This is a genomic window from Vreelandella piezotolerans, from assembly GCF_012427705.1.
In the GTDB taxonomy this organism is placed as follows: Bacteria; Pseudomonadota; Gammaproteobacteria; order Pseudomonadales; family Halomonadaceae; genus Vreelandella; species Vreelandella piezotolerans.
The window spans coordinates 3561924-3577865 of sequence record NZ_CP048602.1 but is presented as its reverse complement, the minus strand read 5'-3'; the positions used below and the strand labels follow the sequence as shown (position 1 = coordinate 3577865).

Annotated in this window: 16 protein-coding genes; 12 read left to right on the top strand and 4 right to left on the bottom strand. The window is 57.9% G+C overall.

Going from position 1 to position 15942, the window contains the following annotated elements; genetic code table 11:
- Window positions 1-88 precede the first annotated feature (88 nt).
- Window positions 89-910, top strand: a complete 822-nt coding sequence (locus GYM47_RS16400) for a 3-oxoadipate:acetyl-CoA acetyltransferase (RefSeq protein WP_139525934.1) — start codon at window positions 89-91, stop codon at window positions 908-910.
- A 38-nt stretch (window positions 911-948) separates the two neighbouring features.
- Window positions 949-1350, top strand: a complete 402-nt coding sequence (locus GYM47_RS16395) for a nuclear transport factor 2 family protein (RefSeq protein WP_139525933.1) — start codon at window positions 949-951, stop codon at window positions 1348-1350.
- 70 nt (window positions 1351-1420) lie between these two features.
- Here GYM47_RS16395 and GYM47_RS16390 read toward each other — a convergent pair whose 3' ends face one another.
- The 3 genes from GYM47_RS16390 to GYM47_RS16380 are packed head-to-tail and all read right to left on the bottom strand — an operon-like array spanning window position 1421 to window position 4401.
- Window positions 1421-2722, bottom strand: coding sequence for an amidohydrolase (locus GYM47_RS16390; RefSeq protein WP_153843748.1), 1302 nt, complete (start codon window positions 2720-2722; stop codon window positions 1421-1423).
- Between the two features lie 19 nt (window positions 2723-2741).
- A complete protein-coding gene (locus tag GYM47_RS16385; protein ID WP_139525931.1) occupies window positions 2742-4196 on the bottom strand; it encodes a sodium:solute symporter family protein in 1455 nt (484 codons plus the stop codon).
- The gene (locus GYM47_RS16380) at window positions 4189-4401 is read right to left on the bottom strand and encodes a DUF3311 domain-containing protein (protein WP_139525930.1); all 213 of its coding nucleotides are present in this window, start codon (window positions 4399-4401) and stop codon (window positions 4189-4191) included. The genes GYM47_RS16385 and GYM47_RS16380 overlap by 8 nt, the downstream gene beginning before the upstream one ends.
- 167 nt (window positions 4402-4568) lie before the next feature.
- On the opposite strand from GYM47_RS16380, the gene GYM47_RS16375 reads away from it, so the two are divergent.
- Window positions 4569-5456: a LysR family transcriptional regulator gene (locus GYM47_RS16375; RefSeq protein ID WP_139525929.1), complete on the top strand. Its 888-nt coding sequence runs from the start codon at window positions 4569-4571 to the stop codon at window positions 5454-5456.
- Window positions 5457-5496: 40 nt separating this feature from the next.
- On the opposite strand, the gene GYM47_RS16370 is transcribed toward GYM47_RS16375, so the two are convergent.
- Window positions 5497-6402 carry a LysR family transcriptional regulator gene (locus GYM47_RS16370; protein WP_139525928.1) on the bottom strand — a complete coding sequence of 302 codons (906 nt, stop codon included), beginning with the start codon at window positions 6400-6402 and terminating at the stop codon, window positions 5497-5499.
- Between the two features lie 203 nt (window positions 6403-6605).
- Here GYM47_RS16370 and salA point away from each other — a divergent pair, with 203 nt between their 5' ends.
- The 9 genes from salA (at window position 6606) to GYM47_RS16325 (ending at window position 15876) form a co-directional block, all read left to right on the top strand.
- Window positions 6606-7904, top strand: a complete 1299-nt coding sequence (salA, locus tag GYM47_RS16365; protein WP_139525927.1) for a salicylate 1-monooxygenase — start codon at window positions 6606-6608, stop codon at window positions 7902-7904.
- Between the two features lie 339 nt (window positions 7905-8243).
- Window positions 8244-9359: a muconate/chloromuconate family cycloisomerase gene (locus GYM47_RS16360; protein ID WP_139525926.1), complete on the top strand. Its 1116-nt coding sequence runs from the start codon at window positions 8244-8246 to the stop codon at window positions 9357-9359.
- A gap of 48 nt (window positions 9360-9407) precedes the next feature.
- Entirely contained in the window at window positions 9408-9698 is a 291-nt protein-coding gene (catC, locus tag GYM47_RS16355) for a muconolactone Delta-isomerase (protein ID WP_044630238.1), read from the top strand.
- A 63-nt stretch (window positions 9699-9761) separates the two neighbouring features.
- On the top strand, window positions 9762-10736 hold the full coding sequence (gene catA / locus GYM47_RS16350; RefSeq protein ID WP_139525923.1) for a catechol 1,2-dioxygenase: 975 nt from the start codon (window positions 9762-9764) through the stop codon (window positions 10734-10736).
- Window positions 10737-10818: 82 nt separating this feature from the next.
- A complete protein-coding gene (locus GYM47_RS16345) occupies window positions 10819-12186 on the top strand; it encodes a Rieske 2Fe-2S domain-containing protein (RefSeq protein WP_139525922.1) in 1368 nt (455 codons plus the stop codon).
- A gap of 32 nt (window positions 12187-12218) precedes the next feature.
- Complete coding sequence (gene benB / locus GYM47_RS16340; RefSeq protein WP_096921910.1) at window positions 12219-12707, top strand: benzoate 1,2-dioxygenase small subunit; 489 nt, start codon at window positions 12219-12221, stop codon at window positions 12705-12707.
- Window positions 12708-12731: 24 nt separating this feature from the next.
- On the top strand, window positions 12732-13757 hold the full coding sequence (gene benC / locus GYM47_RS16335) for a benzoate 1,2-dioxygenase electron transfer component BenC (RefSeq protein ID WP_139525925.1): 1026 nt from the start codon (window positions 12732-12734) through the stop codon (window positions 13755-13757).
- On the top strand, window positions 13754-14554 hold the full coding sequence (gene benD / locus GYM47_RS16330; protein WP_231125687.1) for a benzoate diol dehydrogenase BenD: 801 nt from the start codon (window positions 13754-13756) through the stop codon (window positions 14552-14554). Before benC ends, benD begins: the two co-directional genes overlap by 4 nt.
- A gap of 74 nt (window positions 14555-14628) precedes the next feature.
- A complete protein-coding gene (locus tag GYM47_RS16325) occupies window positions 14629-15876 on the top strand; it encodes a benzoate/H(+) symporter BenE family transporter (protein ID WP_139525924.1) in 1248 nt (415 codons plus the stop codon).
- The last annotated feature ends 66 nt before the right edge of the window (window positions 15877-15942 follow it).

Here is a 15942-nt window from a genome sequence, read left to right as displayed (position 1 = left end):
TCGCCCTGTTGATTTGACGATACCGGATAGACAGCCTAAAGTGTTCGTTATACAAATTAATGTTCGCAATAAGAACAAAGAGGCTCCCATGTCCCAGCCCTGCATTATCTGTGTCGCCATTACCGGCAGCCTGCCACGCAAAGAGAACAACCCAGCCGTACCGATTACGGTCGAGGAGCAGGTTGAGAGCACCCAGGCAGCGTTCGAAGCAGGGGCGACCATTGCCCACTGCCATGTGCGCAACGATGACCAAACCCCCTCATCTGACCCAGAAAAGTTTGGCCGCCTGATGGAAGGGCTTAAGAAGCACTGCCCGGGAATGATTATTCAGCTCTCCACCGGCGGGCGTTCCGGGGCAGGAGAAGCCCGGGGTGGGATGCTCCCGCTGAAGCCTGATATGGCCAGCCTCTCGGTGGGCTCCAATAATTTCCCCAATCGTGTCTACGAGAATCCGCCCCAACTGGTGGAGTGGTTGGCCGATGAGATGCTCAAGTACGGCGTCAAGCCTGAAATCGAAGCGTTCGACCTGTCGCATATCCATCAAGCCGTGAGTCTTTCCCAGCAAGGCAAGCTAAAGACGCCGCTCTATGTGCAGTTTGTCATGGGGGTGAAGAATGCGATGCCAGCGGACAAGCCCACCTTCGATTTCTACATCGAGACGCTCAAGCGGCTGGCGCCGGATGCGCAGTGGTGCGGTGCAGGCATTGGTGCCCATCAGTACCTACTCAACGAGTGGTCGATTGCGGCTGGCGGCCATACCCGTACGGGGCTCGAAGATAATGTGCGCTTGGATAGTGACACCTTGGCGCCCTCCAACGCGGTGTTGGTCGAGCGCACCGTAGCCCTTTGCGAAAAGTATCAGCGCCCGGTGGCTACTTGGCAGCAAGCGCGTGAGATGCTTGGGTTATAACGATAAGAAACAACCACTTGATAAGCAGGAGTGACGAGATGGTAGATACCACGATGGTCGGTGATGCACCTGACATCGACGAGATTAAACGAGTCGTGCAGCTATATGTCGATGGTTTTCGAGGCAGTAGGCAGAAGCTGGAGGAGGCGTTTCATCAAGAGGCGTGGATTTTTGCGCTGGACGCGGCGGGTGCCTTGGCAACCGATCTCATTAGCGACCGTTTTGAGCGATGGGCGAATAGCCAGCGGCAGGTCAAGAGCCGTTTCATTGCCATCACCCAGGCCGGAGAGGTCGCCAGCGTGCTATTAGGCTTCGATAATAGCGACAACCTTGAAGATTCTTGGGTCGATGTGATTGCGCTGATCAAAATCGATGGTAAATGGAAAATTACCAATAAGACGGCTGCGCACAGCAGCCGCGCATCCTGGGCCCAGCCGTAAACGCGCGGCAAAGGCATACCGACGGAATGAAACGGCAGGGCCTCGCACTGCCGTTTCGTTTTTAACGCTGCTACGTTAGATATGCCATTGCGCCTACGACCATGGCTTCGATACCTGTGCGCATTGTTACGTCATTGCCTGGGAAGTAGTAGGGCGAATGAGGCATTTCTAGATGACGCATTTTCTGTGAGACGTTCGTTCCTGGGGTGTTTGCCCAGCGTTCTGCGGGGGTGGAGCCAATAAACCAGTACACGTATGGAATATCCTCGCCACCAAAACCGGCTGCTTTTGCATTCCCAAAAAACGGAAAATCCTCGCTGCCGTTAAGCCGTGGCATGTCATAAAGGTTGGCGTCACCGAAATGCTCTGCGTGGGCGCGACGTACATGCTCAACCGCTATCGCGTCGTTGTTCAAGGCGATGGTTTCATTGAGCACCTTTAAGGTCGGGGGCTTGGGCGCTCTTCCCGCATCGCACTCCGCACGAACGATACGCTCGATCGACTCAACCACTTGGCTGTGTAATGCGTCATCAAAGCTGCGGATATTGATCTCAAGCTCTGCCGAGTGCGGAATGATGTTGGCCTGGGTGCCAGCGTGAAGCTTGCCAACCGTGACCACCACGGTCTCCTCCGGCGGAACCTCGCGAGCAACGACGGTCTGCAGGCGGGTGACCACATGGGCGGCAATGACCACGGGATCCACCGTTTGGGCGGGCATGGAGCCGTGGCCCCCGTTGCCGTGTATGGTAACGGCCAAATTGGTACAAGCGGCCATAGCGCTACCCGGACGGTGTCCAACGGTGCCTGCAAGAGCGGGCATATTGTGCTGGCCAAGAATAATGTCTGGGCGAGGGAAGCGCGTATAGAGGCCGTCATCAAGCATTGCTTTTGCCCCGCCAAATATCTCCTCGGCGGGCTGACAAATCAGCATCAAGGTGCCGACCCATTGCTCCCTTAGTCCTGCCATGACGGCCGCGGTGCCGACGATGCAGCTGCTGTGTAGGTCATGTCCGCAGGCATGCATCAATGGCACTTCACTACCCGTTTCTGAGGTGGCCATTTCACAGCTGGCAAAATCTAGCCCCGTTTCTTCCTTGATGGGTAAGGCATCCATATCGCCGCGGAGCATGACGGCAGGGCCCTTGCCGTTGCGCAGCAATGCCACGACACCCGTACCGCCAACGTTGCGGCTCACCTCATAGCCAAAACTTTCCAAAGCGTCGGCGAGCCGTGCGCTGGTCTTATGTTCCTGAAAGGGCAGCTCGGGCGTTTGATGTAACTGGTGGTAGAGCGACTGAATATCGTCGAATGCTGCCTCTAGTTGAGAGGCGATGGCACTCTTTAAATCTAAGTGATCTGTCTGGATACTCATGCTGTTCTCCTGGCACTTCTTAAGTATGGGAAGGGGTGGGGTTGGTAACAGTGGGCTTGGTGAGCCACTGCCAAACCACCACGACAGCGACGTTGAGCAGCATCGCCCAGACGCCAGCGTGCCAGCCAAAAGGTGAGCTCCAGGCGAATTCCATCAACAGGTAGGCCACGCTGCCGAAAAGAGCACCCGCCATCACGCTGGCGCGGCGCAGCTGTGGCATGAACAGCGCGCCGATCACCATAGGGAATAGCTGGACAATCAACCCGTAAGCGCCGAGTAGCAGCAGTACCAGGGATGAGGGGTTAGCCAGTGCAAACAGGTAAGCAATCAGCGACAGGCCGAGTACGCTCCAACGTGTTGCGCTGACGACCGCCTTCTCGCTGGCGTCTTTCATCATGGTTGGGCCGACCACATCGCGGACTAATACCACCGCCGCGGTATGCGCTAAGTTGGCGCCGGTCGACATAGCGGCGGCCAGCGCGCCAGAGAGCATTAAGCCGATAACCCAGGGCGAGAAGTTGGCCACGTCCATCACCATGCGCAGTAGCACTGTGTCGGAGCGCTCTAACGGTGTGTCAGCAAACACTATGATGCCAGCAAAGCCAATAAACAGCAGCGGTACCAGTAGGTAGGCGTAGAGGGGGTAAAAGACGCTGACTTTGCGCAGCGTTTTGCCGCTATCAGCCGAGTAGAACTTCATAAACAGATGCGGCCACATGGCGCCGCCGAACGCGCTGACCAATACCGCCGTGCTGAAGTAGCCCCAGTTCATGCCCGTTGCGCCTGGCATGGTGAGGTACTCGGGCATCGTCAGTTGGATTTGGCTGAACATGTCGCCCACGCCGCCGTAGAGGCGTTCGGAGATGCTAAGACCCAGGAACCAAGCGATGGCTATCATCATGATGCCCTGAATGAGGTTGGTCCAACCGATGCCGTTTAGGCCACTACAGAAGACATAAGCAGCAACCACTAAGAAAGCCAGCAGCGCACCCAGCCAGAAGGGGATCACCCCATCCGTTGCTGCCTGAAACAGCAGGCCTGCACCGGCAATCTGGATGGTGAGGTAGGGCACCAGTGCTAACACGCCAATCACGCCCGCCAACATGCCCAGCGATTTGCTTTGGTAGTAATCGGCAATCATATCGCCTTGGGTGAGGTAACCTCGCTCGCGACCTAGCTTGGCTACACGCGGCCCCATGGCCCAGATGGTGATGGGAACCAGGGAGAGGTAGGCGAGAATATAGAAGGCTGGCGCGCCATGCTGATAGCTCCAGCCCGGAGCGCCCAGGAAGGCGAAAGCGGAGAAGATTTCAGCGCCAAGAATGAAGAACAGGATCACGACGCCCACGTGGCGACCGCCCGCGACATAACCTTCCAAGCTGGAGTTTTCCTGACCGCGAGCGCGAAGCCCCACCCATAGAATCAAGGCGAGATAGGTCAAAGTGATGCCGACAACAATGATCGAATCATTCATGGCGTCCACCTCCGTGGCGAACGGCAAAGGCGACCCACATGCCGATAAATAGGATCAGCATCCATAGGATGTACCAGAAAAATAGAAAGGGCAGTCCGAGCACGGTGGGTTCGATACGATTGGCGATCAGTGCGCCGGGCCAGATCATCGCCAGGGTGCACACCGCAAAATGCAACCCCGTTACAAGGTGGTACTTGTTGTTCATAGCAGAGTCCTGCTCGCCATGGCGAGTCTTGTTATGAGTTGTTGTGTCACTATGAAACAAGAATAGAGATACCAAAAATATAGATTTTAGATGCTAGCCATATCATATAGGTATGTTAAGTAGTAAGTTGAAGAAGAAAAGTGACTGATTGGGGGGAGATAACAACAATGGAATTTCGCCAGTTGGAGTACTTTATTGCCGTGGTAGAAACAGGCTCAATTTCCGCTGCTAGCCGGAAAGTGTATGTTGCGCAGCCAGCGCTGACTCGCCAGATGAGGTTGTTGGAAGAGGATGTAGGTACCCAGCTTCTATATCGCCATGCTCGGGGGATTCGGCCGACGGTTGCGGGGCAAGCACTTTATAGTGAAGCCACACGGATGCTAGACGAGCGCTCTGATATCAAAGCGCGACTACTGGCACTTGGTAGCGGTCAAACGGGCAAGCTCAGTCTAGGAGTCACCGTCACGCACTTATGGGTTCCCGGAGTAGCTAAGCTCATGGGCGGCTATCGTGGTCGCTTTCCTCATGTGGCGCTGGATGTCTTTCCGCTACTTTCCGGCCCACAGTTGGATAGGCTGCAACAGGGCACCCTTGATGTCGGTATTCTTTATCTTGATGATCATGCACAGTCAGATATCGAAGCACGTTTACTCCAGCACGACCACCTGATACTTGCCGTCCCCACTACCTCGACATGGGTGCAAGTGCCACCTAAAAAACTAGCAGAGCTTGCCGATGCTGAATTTGTCTGGGGGTACCGCAGCATTTCACCGGTCTATTACGATCGGGTGGTGGCGCACTTTTCGCGGTTCAACTTTGAGCCTCGTGTGGTGCAGTATGGCGCTGATAATATTACGATTCTTAGCATGGTGGCGGCTGGATTAGGGTTGGCAATCGTACCGGCCGCTAGCCGAAGTCACCCCATGCCCGGCATTCATTTTATTGAGCTGGATGAGCTAACCGCCTGCGATATGCCACTGTGGTTAGCGTGGCGAGCTGGTAATGTATTGCCGGTGCTCGATAATTTTATCCAAATGGCGACAGAGGGGTTTTAACAAGACCGTCCTCTTTAAGGCAGATGCCGCTCTAGGTGGCTTACTCGGAAAACATGCTAAATATAACCCCCCTTAGCCAGCGGTTGCCGGGGTCTTGATGGAAACGGCGATGCCAGAAAAGATTGATGGGAATGTCTGGAAAGGCCAGCGGGTGCTCGCGAACGGTGAGGCCAAATCGTTCGCAAGTCGCTTCGGCCAATTTATTCGTAACCGTCACGACGAGATCGCTGCTGCCCACGATGTAGGGAATGGCAGCGAAATGCGGCAGCGTCAATCTCACCGGGCGCTGAATGCCCGCGTTGGCGAGCTGCTCCTCTACCACGCCATGACCGGTACCGCTCGCGACGATGACGGCATGATGGGCTGAGCGAAACTCCTCGAGACCAAAATCGCCCTTGGCGAGTGGGTGGTTGTCACGCATCAGGCAAACATAGCGCTGCTCGAATAGCCGCTGTTGATAAAAGCCAGCGCCCAGCTGCGGTATCAGCCCAACGGCTAGATCGATCTGCCCCTCTTCCATCTCATACTTCAGCGCGTGATGGCTGCTGCGAGCGGTGTGGAGCGAGACGCTGGGAGCCACCTGGGATAAATGCTGCAGTAAACGGGGCAGGAAAACGATTTCCCCAATGTCGGTCATGTTGAGGTGAAAGGTACGGCTACTAAGGGCTGGGTTGAAATCGTTGTGTAGGTTCAGCGTGTCATTCACTTTCCCTAACGCGTCGGCAAACCCGGGATAAAGCTGGCTTGCGCGGGGCGTGGGCTGTAACCCTTGCGAGGTGCGTTCGAAGAGTTCGTCGTTCAATAGAAGACGTAAACGCTTCAAGGCATGGCTGACCGCAGGCTGGGTAATGCCCAGGCGTAGCGCGACACGCTGTGTGTTTTGCTCTTGGTAGAGCAGATCGAACACCACCAGCAAGTTGAGATCGATATCGGCAAGCTTGATCATCACAATGGCCTCTGACGGGCATGCGACGATTGTCTACTTCTGTCGCGGAGTGCTAGCTCAACTCTTTGTTTCATATCGTTATTAGCGCCGTTTATAGTTTACATGAAGAGGGCTGTGTGGTGACCGTTGCCTCCTCCTAATAGCGTTATCAGTAGAGCGTGAGGCTCGACATGATAACGATACACTGTGAAAGGGAGTGAAGCATGCACGTCAAACATACCCAGCCAAAACGTCTCTCCATTGGCATTGTGGGGGGCGGGATCGGTGGCGTCGCCTTTGCCGTTGCGCTGTCGCGAGATAGCGGCCTTGATGTCCAGCTATTCGAAGCCGCTCCCCAGTTCTCCGAAATCGGCGCTGGGGTCTCCTTTGGCCCCAATGCGGTACGAGCCATTCAGCTGTTGGGGTTGGAAGCGGCCTATCAACGTATTGCCGACGCCTCACCAGCCCCCTTCGAAGATGTGTGGTTCGAGTGGCGCCGAGGCAGTGATGATACCTACTTGACGGCCAGCCTAGCGCCGGGCGTTGGCCAATCCTCGGTACACCGTGCCGACTTCCTGGATGCGATCGTGGCCCATCTGCCGGAGGGCATCGCGCATTTCGGCAAACGCTGTGTCGCGGTGACGCAAGACGCCGCTAGCGCCACTGCCCACTTCGATGATGGCACGCACTTTACGGGGGATGTCATCATCGGCTTTGACGGCATCAAATCGGCGGTTCGCTCCCATGTATTACCGCCCGACCAGTTTGGCGATATTGCGCCCTTCTGGAGCGGTACTTACGCGTATCGTGGCATGATCCCCACCCACACCTTAGAGACAGCGCTCGAGGCTAATGGCAGCGAGAAACGTTTGGCATGGGTGCCGCAAATGTATCTCGGTAAAGATCGCCATATTTTGACGTTTCCGGTCAAACAGTCCCAGCTCGTCAACGTCGTAGCCTTCATCACGGACCGCTCGGTTCCTCACCCGCGGCTACCCGACGGGGAGGAGTGGGTTCAGGCCGTCAGCCAGCAGGAAATGTTACACGTCTTCCAAGGCTGGAGCCCGGCTTGCCAGGCCATTCTCGCATCCATCGCCGAACCAACGCGCTGGGCGCTGCATGAGCTACCCGAGCTTCCCTTCTATCGGCGCGAGCGCGTCATGGTTGTCGGCGACGCCGCCCATGCGCTCGTGCCCCACCAAGGGGCGGGGGCTGGACAGGCGCTCGAAGATGCCTACGTGCTGGCGACACTACTGACAGACGTCCGCTGCGATCACCGCCCCGTGAGCGATGTGTTGGCCGCTTTCGAGCACGTGCGCCATGCACGCACGTGTCGAGCGCAGCGTACTTCCCACGACGCCGGCGATGTCTATGAATATTCGGGAAAAGGCATTGGGGGCGATGAGAGCAAGCTCATCCACGATCTGGAAAATCGCTTCGACTGGCTGTGGAATCACGATCCACACGACGATGTCATTGCGGCTCGGCAGTATCTCGAAACCGTATCTCGAGACCGTCTCTAGAAACTCCGCTTGAGGCGAGTGCGCGTCGAGCAACACGCTTGGATCATTCTTTTGTCTTATGGCGCTCTGTATCACGGCGAAGTGATTGCGTGGCTCTTTAACACGCGGTTGCGTATCGATACGCGCTTTATCCGGCGCTGAGCGCCCCTGGCGAGGGCACGTCTCGTGCAGCGGCTCTCGCACTCGGGGTTATGGGGAAAAAGTGGCTGAATAGCCGAGCCTGTCATGCGCTTGTGATACCTCCTTGGTATGGACGCGCACTTAAACAATATTGGTTCCGGCTTGCACGGGCACGCAAACTGCTCGATAGCGAAACGATTGCCTGATGCCGGAGCCGCCATGTCAACTGTTATCCAACGAATAGAGACGCTTCTGGTCGATTTACCGACCATCCGTCCTCATAAACTATCGATGACCACCATGGCCTGCCAGACCATGGTGATCATCCGCATGCATCACTCAGACGGTATCGAGGGGTTGGGCGAAGGCACGACCATCGGCGGCCTAGCCTATGGCCCGGAAAGTCCCGAGAGCATCAAGCGCAACATCGATACGTACTTGGCACCTCTGCTGATTGGCCAGCCTTCCCAGAACATTCACCACGCCCGCGCGCTGCTCAATCGGCATGCGCGCGGCAACATGATCGCTAAATCCGCACTGGAAATGGCGCTGCTCGATGCCCAAGGCAAGCGCCTGGGGTTGAGCGTGGCCGAGCTGCTGGGAGGCGTGCGTCAGGATCATATCCCCGTGCTATGGACGCTCGCGAGTGGCGATACCGCGAAAGATATCGATGAAGCCATGCTGCGTTTAGAGCAGCGTCGGCACTGCGACTTCAAATTGAAAATTGGCGCCAATCCCGTGGGCCAGGACGTCCGCCACGTAGCGGCCATCAAGGAGGCCTTGGGAGACCGGGCGAGCGTGCGCGTCGATGTCAATCAAGCGTGGGACGAATCCACCGCCGTTCGCGGTATTCAGTCGTTACAAGAGGCGGGTATCGAGTTGATCGAGCAGCCCATCGGCGCGCGTGAGCATGCGGGGTTGGTGCGTTTGGCGAACCGCTTCAATGTGCCCATGCTCGCCGATGAGGCCGTCCAGGATGCGCGTGACGGCCTTGATTTGGTATGCGGCGGCTTCAGCGGAGCCTTTGCACTGAAACTCGCCAAGTCGGGCGGGATTTATGGCGCACTGGAGCTCGCGCATGTCGCCCAGGCGGCTGGCATCGGCCTGTATGGCGGCACCTTGCTGGAAGGCACGATCGGTACCGCCGCGTCGCTGCATACGTGGGCAACGCTACCGACCATGACCTGGGGAACGGAAATGTTCGGCCCGCTCTTGCTGCAAGACGATATCGTGGTGTCGCCTCTCGACTACAGCGAATTTGGGGTGGCCTTACCGCCTGGGCCAGGTCTGGGGATCACCTTGGATGAAGATAAGTTGGCGCACTACGCGCGCTAGCCAACGCGCCGCACGCAAAGACCGCAAACGAAAAGGAGAGCCATCGATATGCTGTTTCAAGTCGAGATGACCGTCAAATTGCCGACCGATATGCCCGCCGAGCAGGCCGCGAGTATCAAGGCAACCGAAAAAGCGTACTCCCAGGACCTACAGCGTCAAGGCAAATGGCGCCACCTGTGGCGGGTGGCCGGTAGCTACTCGAACGTCAGTATCTTTGACGTAGAGGACAATGCCGAGCTTCAAGAGCTGGTCAGTAACCTGCCGCTGTTCCCCTACATGGAGATCAGCGTCAAGCCGCTTTGCCGCCACCCCTCGTCCGTGCGTGACGACGACAGCTAATGCTCGGCGGAGCACGCCAAGGTACTGATCCATAACATCTATAATAATGTAGCGAGCTATCTCATGACCGTAAAAATCTTCGACACGCCCGAGGTTCAAGACTTTCTCAACGCCGTGGCCGGCCTGGATCAGGCAGGCGGCAATGATCGCGCCAAGCAGATCGTGCATCGGTTGGTAGGTGACCTGTTCAAACTGATCGACGACTTCGATGTCACCGAAGAAGAGTATTGGGCCGCCGTGAACCTGCTCAACGCGCTGGGTAGCCAGACCCAGTTCGGCCTGCTCTCGCCGGGGCTGGGGTTCGACCACTTCCTCGACATGCGCCACGACGCCATCGACGCCGAAGCCAAGCGCACCGGCGGCACCCCGCGCACCATTGAAGGCCCGCTCTACGTGGCCGGCGCCCCGGAAGCTGACGGCTTCGCCCGGATGGACGACGGCAGCGATCCCGACGGCGAGACCATGTGGCTGACCGGCCAAGTGCGCGACGTGAACGGCCAGCCGATCCCCGGCGCCAAGGTCGAGATCTGGCACTGCAACTCCAAAGGCGGCTACTCGTTCTTCGACCCTTCCCAGGACGAGTACAACATGCGCCGCACGATCTATGCCGACCGCGACGGCCGCTACACCGCCCGCAGCATCGTCCCGTCGGGCTACGGTGTGCCCGAAGGCGCCCCCACGGACGTCGTGCTCAAATCGCTGGGCCGCCACGGCCAGCGTCCGGCGCACATTCACTACTTCGTCTCGGCCCCCGGCCATCAACACCTGACGACTCAGATCAACCTCGCCGGTGACCCCTACACCTTCGATGACTTCGCCTTTGCCACGCGCGAAGAGCTGGTGGTGCCCGCCGAGCGCATCGACGATCCCACCGAGATCGCCCAACGCGACCTGGACGGCCCCTTCGCCCATGTGGTGTTCGATGTCGAGTTAGCGCCCACCGACGCCGCCGAGCTGCAGGTACGCCACGCCCGCCCCCGCGCCAAGGAAGACGAGCAGGATCTGGCCAGTCAACTGGCCGGAACGGCCAAGGTATAACCCCCCCTGTTCAAGAGGCGGACCTTCCCCTTGGCCCGCCTTGACGCCCTAACAGCGTGACATCCTAACGAGGAGAGCGATCATGACCACACAGCTTGATCAACTCGAAGCCCGCGTGCGCGGAGCGGTACAAGACGACCCGGATCACGGCATTTTCCGCTGCCACCGCAGCATGTTCACCGACCCCGCCTTTTTCGAACTGGAGATGAAGCACATCTTCGAAGGCAACTGGGTCTTTCTGGCCCACGAGAGCCAAGTGGCCGAGCCGGGCGACTACTTCACCACCACCGTTGGCCGTCAGCCGATCGTCATCACCCGCGACAAGCAGGGCGAACTGCACGGCCTGATCAACGCCTGCGCCCACCGCGGTGCCACCCTATGCCGCCGCAAGCGCGGCAACAAAGGCACCTTCACTTGCCCGTTCCACGGCTGGACCTTCAAAAACGACGGCCAGCTGCTCAAAGCCAAAAACGAAAAGACTGGCGCCTACCCCGACCAGTTCAAGCAAGACGGCTCCCACAACCTCAAGCGCCTACCGCGCTTCGAGAACTACAAAGGCTTCCTGTTCGGCAGCCTCAGCGACGACGTGCTGCCCCTCGAGCAGCACCTGGGCGAAACCACCAAGGTCATCGACAACATCGTCGACCAAGCCCCCGAGGGTCTGGAAGTGCTGCGTGGCACCTCCTCCTACACCTACACCGGCAACTGGAAACTGCAGGCCGAAAACGGCGCCGACGGCTATCACGTCAGCTCCGTGCACTGGAACTACGCCTCCACCATGGAGCGCCGCAATTACGACGCCGGTGGTACCAAGGCGGTGGACGCCGACGGCTGGTCGAAGAGTAAAGGCGGCTTCTACTCCTACGAAAACGGCCACATGATGCTCTGGACCCGGCTACTCAACCCCGAGGTGCGCCCGGTCTACCAAGAAAAAGAGTGGATCCAAGAGCAGCTAGGCGAGGCGCGTGCCGACGCCATCGTCAACCAGACGCGCAACCTCTGCCTCTACCCCAACGTCTACCTGATGGACCAGTTCTCCACACAGATCCGCGTGCTGCGCCCCATCGACGTCAACAGAACCGAAGTTACGATCTACTGCTTCGCCCCCAAAGGCGAGTCGGCCGAAAACCGTCGCGTACGTATCCGCCAATACGAAGACTTCTTCAACGTCTCCGGCATGGGCACGCCGGACGACCTCGAAGAGTTCCGCGCCTGCCAAGAAGGCTACAACGGCGCGTTGGCCGAATGGAACGACCTCTCCCGCGGCGCCCAACAATGGATCGAAGGGGCTGATGAGAACGCCCAGGCCATCGACATGAAACCGCTGCTCAGCGGCGCCTCCCCCGAAGACGAAGGGCTCTACGTGCTGCACCACCAACACTGGGTCAGCGAAATGCTGCGCGCCATCGACAAAGAGCGTCGCCAGTTCATCGCCACGGCGACCGCCTAAACGTCCGATGCCAGAAGAGAGGAGAGAACGCCATGAGCATCAGCTATCACGACATCCAAGCCTTTTTATACCGCGAAGCGCGCCTACTAGATGACCGCGAGTGGGACGAGTGGCTTGCGCTGTATCGTAAGGACGCCGAGTTCTGGATGCCCGCCTGGGACGACGATGATCAGCTCACCCGCGATCCGCACAGCGAGATCTCGTTGATCTACTACCCCAACCGCGAAGGGCTGGAAGATCGGGTCTACCGGATCAAGACCGAGCGCAGCGGGGCGAGCACGCCGGAGCCGCGCACCACGCACCAGGTGACCAACCTCGAAATCCTGTCGCAAGACGACCAGACGGCCGAGCTGCGGTTCAACTGGCACACGCTGAGCCACCGCTACAAGAAGACGGACAGCTTCTTCGGCACGAGCTTCTACACCCTGGACGTCTCGGGCGAGCGCCCGCTAATCACAAGAAAAGTCGTGCAGTTGAACAACGACTACATCCATCAAGTCATCGACGTGTATCACGTGTGACTCGATGGGAGAGGAGATTTCATCATGAGCTATACCATTGCCCTCAACTTCGAAGACGGCGTGACGCGTTTCATCGGCTGTAAAGAAGGGGAAACCGTTCTTGACGCGGCTTACCGCCAGAAAGTGAATCTTCCGATGGACTGTTCCGACGGCGTATGCGGCACCTGCAAAGGCCACTGCGAGCAGGGCGAGTTCGATATGGGCGACGAGTATCTGGAGGAGGCGCTCTCTGATGAGGAAGCGGCCGAAGGCCAAGTGCTGACCTGCCAGATGGTGCCCTCTTCAGACTGCGTTATCCAAGTGCCCGTCGCGTCTACGATGTGTAAAACCCAGGTGGGCAAGGTCGAGGGAACGGTCGCTGCCGTCGAGCAGCTCTCCGAAGACAGCATCGAGCTGGTAGTCGAACTGGAGGAGGGTCAGGAGCTTGCCTTTTTGCCTGGCCAGTACATCCATATCGACGTGCCTGGCACGGAGCTGCATCGCTCTTACTCTTTTAGCTCTCAGCCAGGCGATCAGCGGGCCACGTTCCTGATTCGCAATATCCCCAATGGGGTGATGAGTGGCTATCTGACCGACCGTGCCGCCGTGGGTGACAAGCTTACACTGACAGGCCCGTTAGGCAGCTTTTACCTACGTGAAGTCACGCGCCCGATACTGATGCTGGCAGGCGGTACGGGGCTGGCACCCTTTTTGTCCATGCTAGCGCAGCTGGTCGAGAAGGGCTGTGACGCGTCCATCCACATGATTTACGGTGTCAATAAAGACGATCATCTGGTAAAAATCGATGCCTTGGAGGCGATCGCGGAGAAGCTGCCCAGCTTTAGCTACGCCACCGTGGTGGTGGACGAGGCCAGCGAGCACCCGCGAAAAGGGTATGTGACCCACCATATGGATGCCGCCGTGATGCATGACGGGGATGTGGATGTGTACTTGTGTGGGCCGCCTCCGATGGTCGACGCAGTGCTCAAGCATTTCGACACGGAAGGCATCGAACCGCAAAGCTTCCACTATGAAAAGTTTACGCCTAACCAGGCGGGAGCGTCAGCATGAGCGATCAACGTTTGGATAGGGCTCGATTTCAGGACCGAGTAATGATCGTCACCGGGGCCGCTCAAGGGATTGGGCGGCGGGTGGCCGAACGTGCGGCGATGGAAGGCGCGCGCCTGGTGCTGGTAGACCGCTCTGACTATATCCACGAGGTCGTGGAAGACATCCGTCAGGGCAGTCGTGAGGTGGTGGCGGTACAAGCAGACCTGGAGACCTGGGCAGGTGCCGAGCAGGCGATGCAGTCGGCGGTCACCGCGTTTGGGCGTATCGATATTTTGATCAATAACGTGGGGGGCGCCATCAATTTCAAACCCTTCACGGAGTTTAGCGAAGCGCAAATTTCCGCAGAGATCACCCGCTCCCTGATGCCGACGCTATGGTGCTGCCGCGCGGCGCTGCCAACGATGGTGTCCCAGGGCGCGGGTGTGATCGTCAACGTCTCTTCCGTGGCGGCACGAGGGATTCATCGTATCCCTTACTCGGCGGCCAAGGGCGGTGTCAACGCACTCACTGAGTCGCTGGCTTTTGAGTACGCTGAGGCGGGCATTCGTGTCGTGGCGGCGGGCATTGGCGGCACCGAAGCGCCACCGCGCCGCATCTCTCGTGGAACGCCCGAGCCCAGTAATGACACCGAGCGCGCTTGGTTCCAAGCCCACATCGACCAGACCAAGCAAAGCTGCCTCATGAAGCGCTACGGTACGCTCGATGAGATGGCCGCCCCCATTCTGTTTCTGGCGTCCGATGAGGCGAGCTACATCACAGGGAGCGTTCTACCGGTCGGTGGGGGTGATCAAGGCTAATCGAACCGTTAGCCATCGTCGTAAACCCGTTGTCAAAATAACGCTAAATACTACAAAAACCCCTGGAGCACACCGTGAAACATATAGAAAAAGGCGTGAGCTTACTGCATGCGCCTCGCGATTTTCTACGTGACCTCAATGCTGAGAATGCCAGTACTGGGTTAGTCGCCGGCATCTTAGGTCTCAGCGTTGGCGTCGTCCATATCAGTGCGGGCACGTCAGCAGGTCTCGACCCCTCCTTCATCATGATCTGGGTCATCAGCTATTTGATGATCAACGGTTTGTTTGGGCTGTTCATGCCCGCTTACTACCGTCTACCGCTGCCGATGGCAAACTCCATTCCAGGTGCGCTGATGTTTGCCGCGGTCATTCCGGTGATCGGGCTAGAAGCGGCCTTGGGCGCTGGTCTTATCGCTGGCATCATTACGCTGATAGCGGGCGTGACCGGTGTCATGGGCATCGTGATGCGGTTGATACCGATGCCAATCGTGATGGGCATGGTCGGCGGTATGCTGCTTAGCTTTGGGCTCAACATGGTCAAGCCGCTGGAAAACGCGATGGTGCCAGCCGCGATCATGATGTTGGCTTTCTTTATCTCGGCGAGAGTCTTTCGCAAAATTCCCCCGCTCATCATCGCCATGGCGGCAGGGCTTGCTTACCTGACAGTCACCGGAGTGGATCTTTCGGGAATCCAAGCGACCATCCGGTTTCCGGAGTTCACTCTGCCGACGTTCACTCTGGAGGCGTTTCTCACCTATGGGTTGCCGCTCGCGATTATTCTGGTTGGGATGGAGACGCCGGCAGGCGTGGGCTTGGTCAAAGGAATGGGCTATAAGGACGCGCCCGCGAACGCGATCACGGCCGTGGGTGGCATCGGAACCATCGTGTCATCGTTCTTCAATCTACACAGTACTTGCATCGCGGCACCCATGACCGGGGTATGCGCCTCACCGGAGGCCGGTGCCCATGACAAACGCTGGGTCGCAGCGGTCATTGCCGGGGCTATTTTTATCGTGGCGGCGCCTTTCTATGGTTATGTGGTCAGCCTGCTGGAAGCCACGCCTCGCTACTTCATCACCATCATCGCTGGCTTGGCGCTGATGCGTGTCATCACGTCCTCCATGACCATTGCGTTTGCGGGCAAGAAACACGAAGTAGGAGCGCTGTTCGCCTTTTTAATTGCCGCTTCCGGTATTCAAATATTGGGAATCGGCGCAACGTTCTGGGCCCTGGTCCTTGGAGTGGTAGTATCGGCCATTTTTGAAACCAAAGATTTTGACGTCATGTTTACGCGTAGAGCGGCCCAGAAACATAGCGGATAGCAAGTTCTGCTTTGTTACTCTTTTGATGCGTTTGGCCCGTACATGCTTAGGCAGTGCGGGCTTTTT